4 protein-coding genes are annotated in these 5,245 nt (G+C 63.4%); 3 read left to right on the top strand and 1 reads right to left on the bottom strand.

Going from position 1 to position 5,245, the window contains the following annotated elements; genetic code table 11:
- Positions 1-249: 249 nt before the first annotated feature.
- Positions 250-2,595, bottom strand: coding sequence for a hypothetical protein (locus ACXJKR_RS23605; RefSeq protein WP_457324882.1), 2,346 nt, complete (start codon positions 2,593-2,595; stop codon positions 250-252).
- 360 nt (positions 2,596-2,955) lie between these two features.
- Here ACXJKR_RS23605 and ACXJKR_RS23600 point away from each other — a divergent pair, with 360 nt between their 5' ends.
- From ACXJKR_RS23600 to ACXJKR_RS23590, 3 genes are all read left to right on the top strand, one after another.
- Complete coding sequence (locus tag ACXJKR_RS23600) at positions 2,956-3,522, top strand: RNA ligase 1 family protein (RefSeq protein WP_457324881.1); 567 nt, start codon at positions 2,956-2,958, stop codon at positions 3,520-3,522.
- A 123-nt stretch (positions 3,523-3,645) separates the two neighbouring features.
- Complete coding sequence (locus ACXJKR_RS23595; protein WP_457324880.1) at positions 3,646-4,179, top strand: alpha-ketoglutarate-dependent dioxygenase AlkB family protein; 534 nt, start codon at positions 3,646-3,648, stop codon at positions 4,177-4,179.
- Between the two features lie 274 nt (positions 4,180-4,453).
- On the top strand, positions 4,454-5,245 hold a 792-nt coding region (locus tag ACXJKR_RS23590; protein ID WP_457324879.1), incomplete at its 3' end, for a toll/interleukin-1 receptor domain-containing protein.

The raw sequence follows: 5,245 nt of genomic DNA, 5'->3' as shown, positions 1-5,245 counted from the left end.
GTCTTTTCGGAGCCACTGCACCACTCGCGACATCGCGGCCTCAGGCACCGAGTCGACCACTAGCCTTTGAACCGAATAGAACTCGGGACCTCGACTCGGCAGAGCAAGCTCTACGGCATGTTGGGTTCCGCAGGCCGAACATGCCAGGAGCGCTCGGCCGCCGTAGCCGGTTTCGATCCGGTGATAGTGGTAGCTCCCTGTCGATAGGCGGAGATCGCAGCCAGGGCACTTGTAGTCCGTGACCAAGGCCTACCTGCCCTGCTGGGGTGTTCGCCAGCGGTCAGTCTGCCACCAGCCCAGGAAGGGCGCAGACTCAGAACTGGCCGTCCAGCGATGTGGCTCCTCGGTGGCCATGCGCAGTCCGTCCAACGCAGGCTGGAAGCGCTTCGCAAAGGCTTCGGGCTGCTTGTCCAACAGCGCCTGCGCCTCAGCCAGGAACGCGGGCACATCGCCTGCCCGAAGCGACAGGAAGAACACCATCTGCCGCCAGGCGTAGGCCGCGTTCTTGACGCGATGCAACTCCACGCGCCAGTCGCCGCTGCGCAACTGCAGGTGGCGCTGCACCCAGCTGAGACAGTCGCGGGCCAGGTCCATGGCGCGGCCTTCCAGCCGTTCGCGCATGCCTGGCAACTGGAGCAGGGCAGCTAGGTTGTGGGTGGTGACGATGAGCTGCTGCTCGATGACACGGCCATTGCTTGCCGCCCGTGACACTCYCACGCCACCGGGCGATTTGCCGGCACGTTCGGTGCAGATCTTCGCGAGTGTTTCTGCCTCGGCCTGGGCCGCGCCAGCGATGCTCAGCCGAGTTGAGATATCCAGGTATTCCAACCGGTAGTAGCGCTCGTACAGCGACCCCTGCAGTTGCGCTGCTGCCACCTGCGCTGCCCGAGCGAACTTGGACGAGAAGGCGCCCATGAAGATATCCGCAGCCAGCTCCTCCGTGAATGGGAGGGCAACGCCGGCCTCGTCGGCCAGGGCGACAAACTCCTGCAGCAGCTTGTTGGGCAATTGGGTCTGCGGGAACCCGTTCAACGCCACGCCGGCAAATTCCTCAAGCGCCAAGCCAGCGCCGCGCGCGGCCTCAGCGCCCTGGTTGCAAAAGCGCCTCATCGCCGCCACCCAAGGAAGCTCCTCCAACTGCACCTGCTTCTGCAAGTTCAGTAGCAGCAACGAACGGCGACGTCGAAAGGCACGATAGGTGGCCGCGTACAGGGCGCGCAGATCGACATCCGCAAAACCTGCGGCGCGCAATTGGCTGGTTCGCTGCGGCAGCAGCGTCGCCAGCACCTCGCCCGACGTGACAACACCGCGGCGGATCAATCCCTCAGGCGTGTCGTTGACACAGCGCTGCAGGCGACGCTGTATGCCCGGCGGCACGCGTTTGCCTTCTTCAAGTAACCCGGCCTCGTGCAGCACAGGTTGAGCGTCATCCAGCCCTGTCGTCGCAGGATGTTCGGCCAGCTTGGCGGCCACATCGCTTGCGATCTCCTGGTGCGTCTTCGCCTTGGCATGCTGCTGGCGCTCACKGACGGCTCGCGCAGACTCCGAGCCCGGCACGCCATGGCTGACCACGTAGCGCGCCACGATCAAGCGCACGCGGCCGACATCGCTCGCAGCCACCGACTGGGGTTCCAGCGCCGCTTGCTGCAGAGTGCGCCTGAGCACACCGAATGGCGCTTTAGGGTCGGTGAACCGCTTGCTTGGCTGGCTCTGCTTCTGAGTGTCGTGGACCACGCTGAGCCAGCGGCGAGCACGCAGTGACCAATCTTCGGTGAAGCGCTTGAATGGCCAACCACCTGTCACGAGAAACTGCCCGTGCTCACCGCGCCGCCATTGGCCTTGATCGTCTCGTGCAGCAATGGGGAGGTCGCCCTCTACCGTCTCCAGCACCAGGGTCACGGCCGCGTCGTAATAGGGCAGCCAAGTGCCCACCGTGTCGCGCTGAGCCAGCACACTCTTGTTGCGCCGCATCGCGCGCAAGCGCTTCACTACTTGCCCTGCCGTTTCAAGGTGGACCAGGGCGTCGCTGACAGGCTCCCTTGCATCCAGCTTCGGATAGAACCTCAGCTCGTGAGCCAGCGGCGCCAAAGCTTGCACAAGCTGGCCGGCCTCGTCGGCATGTCCGCGCGACATCAACCACGCGACTGTCGGCAGTGCGGCTTCTTCGGGCACCTGCAGACTCAGCGCTCCCGACTCCAACGCCTGCAGTAGACGCGTCAGGCCTGCGTCCAACAAAAAGTAGCGGTTCAGCGCCAGCCGCGGGGCCTCGGCGCCGCGCAGGCCCAGCTCGTCCAGCAGCGCCTCCTCGAAGGGCTGCAAAGGTCCGGCCGCCAGTGCCCCGCCAGTCGCAAACCCGCCGTTGAGGACCTCGAGCGTCACCCATGTTGGGTAACCGGCGACGGGCTGGCGCGAGCCGGCGAGCAAGGTGCCGGACAGCAGCCCGCCAATCACATCGCGCCAGCGCCGCACGCGCTCCTGCGCCGGCTCGCCGCGCGCGGCGGCATCCAGCGCCCGCTGCAATTGGTGGGCGCTGTAGTCGAGCCCGATGGCAGTCGCCTCGGGCGGTTCGTTGCTCGATGTTGGTCGCGATGTCATGTCTGGGTCCGGGGGCTGGATTCGAACCAGCGCCCTCTCGGTCTAGAGCCAAGCGTTCTTGCCGCTGAACTACCCCGGAATTGCTGGCGGGGTTGTACAGCTCGGCAGAAGCGGCGCCAAGCGGGGGTTTCTATGGTTCGCTGTTGGCGATACCCCACCCAGCCACCGGGCTACCTCCAGCAACCGCTCGGGTGTGGCATGGCCAACAGTGAGCAACGCCGGGGAGTCATCGACTTCCTTGCCCTGGCTACACTTCGCGTCCGCTGTTTGGAGGTCGAGACTTCTCGGCTTCTAGCGGCGGACACCCTTAATGGCAGGCGATGGGACTCGAAATTTCATCAACCAAATTAAGGAGTTTTCATGAAGAAGATCATTTCGCTGTTTCAGCGGAACTACGAAGGCAGCCGCAAGGTCCGAGACGAAGTCACCCCTGGTGCCCAGTGGGTGCTCGATGGTGAAGGCAAGGCCACCCGCAAATGGGACGGTCTTGCCGTGATGGTCAAGGACGGCGTGGTGTTCAAGCGGTACGACGCCAAGGCTGGTCGCACGCCGCCCTCTGGGTTCATCCCGGCTCAACCGAGCCCGGACCCGGTGAGCGGTCACTGGCCGGGCTGGGTGGCAACCGACGGGCCGGACTCGCGCTACATCCGCGAGGCGGTGGAAGCAGCTGCCGTGCGGTACCCGCAAGGGATCCCGGACGGCACCTACGAGGTGTGTGGACCGCGCATTGGCACTCGCCACGGCGCGAACCCGGAAAACCTCGCCGAGCACGTGCTCATCCCGCACGGCGAGGATGTGCTCGAGGATGCTCCGCGGACTTTTGCTGACCTGATGGAGTACCTGAGGAACAGGCCGATTGAAGGCATCGTGTGGCATCACGAAGATGGCCGGATGGTGAAGATCAAGAAGGCCGACTTCCCGTTCTGATTCGGCGTTTTCTAGGAGGGGCTCTTGCCCCTCCTTTTTTATGGGCCAAAGGCCCAGGTACGCGGCAAATCGACGTAGGCCCTTCACCAAGACGAGGCCTCAAATGTTCGGCAACATAAGGCCATGAAGACCGATCCACCGAGCCCAGCCTTCGACTTTGACGCCCACCTGCTTTCAGATTCTCAGGCGCTGTTTCGCCAGCTGGTCCAGGACGTAGATTGGGACGAGCGCATGAGGGCGCGAAAAACGGCGAGCTACGGCGTGTCCTACGACTACTCCCAAATGACGTACCCAGCGCGCCCGATGCTGCCGTCGCTACAGGCCGTTGCCGATCACGTCACGCCGCGCGTCGGATTCGCACCGAATAACTGCCTGCTCAACTACTACGAGGACGGCAGCGCCTCGATGGGATTTCACTCAGACTCAGCGGAAGAGTTGGCGCCCGGTACCGGCGTGGCAATCGTCTCACTCGGCACCGAAAGGGAGTTCGTTTTTCGCAGCAAGGCCGATAGGTCACTTGAACACCGCCTGCTGCTGCCTAGTGGCTCGCTGCTGTACATGCCACCGTCATCCCAGGAAGATTGGTTGCACGCAATTCCCAAAGCGGAGGGCGTAGGCCCTCGCATCAGCTTGACCTTCCGACTGATCTTGAAGTGAAGCCGGAGCGGCCGCTGCGGCTGCTCCGCCAACGACCGGCTTCGAGTAGGCTACGTCGCCTATGCATCCGATGTTCAGTGCTTAGGCACCTCTGCCTTGCTTACCACGGCGCGGTGAGCGGCATCTCATCGGTGATCTCGCCCTGAGTACAGGGCTTGCCTACCGGTGGGCGACAGAACTGGCTCTTCGCTGGCAGCTCGTGCGCGGTTTGCAGGGCGCGGCTGCGTCGGCAACCAGCCGATCCCTAGAATGCCTCGGCAAAAGAGGGTGGGCGATGAGCGCGACCAAAGAACAGCCAAAGATATTCATCTCTTACAGCTGGTCGGGTTCCGACCATGAACGCTTCGTCATGGAGCTGGCGACTGCTCTACGGACTCACGGTGTTGACGCCGTCCTGGACAAGTGGCGACTGAAGCCCGGCCAGGACAAATACGTCTTCATGGAGTCCATGGTGACCGACGAGTCGGTGGCCAAGGTTCTCGTGCTGTGCGACCGCAAGTATGCGGAGAAAGCCGACAGCCGGTCGGGGGGCGTTGGAACCGAGAGTCAGATCATTTCGCAAGAGCTGTACACGAAGGTCGGGCAGACGAAGTTCATCCCCGTGGTTTGCGAGCGTGACRAGCACGGCGAGGCCTTCCTGCCCGTGTTCATGAGGGGGCGAATTTACGTCGACATGTCCTCAGACGAGGCATACGGCCCTGGCCTAGATGAGCTGCTTCGGCAGATCTACGACGTACCCCTCCACCCTGAGCCGCTCCTTGGCCAGCCGCCAGCCTTTCTTAAGGCCGACGGTGGCGGCGGCGCCTTGCCAATGGCGCGGGAGCTTGCGGGCACGATTAGAGCAATCAAGGAGGGCAAGCCCAACCGTAGCGGCTTGGAGCTGCTCTTTGTGCGCAGCGTCGTCGCCGAGGTAGACCGGTTGTACGTGAAGCCGGACGGAGTAGCGGGTTACGACGAGCAGATCTACCAAGCGATCTTGCGGACCAAGCAACTGCGGGACCAAGTCGCAGACTATGTCGACGCGCTTGCGGGATTCTCTGACGATGATCCGAAGGCGCTCAAAGCG

The sequence above is a fragment of the Roseateles sp. P5_E11 genome (assembly GCF_054049355.1).
The sequence above is the reverse complement of the archived record's forward strand: the minus strand, read 5'-3'. Positions and strand labels throughout refer to the sequence as shown.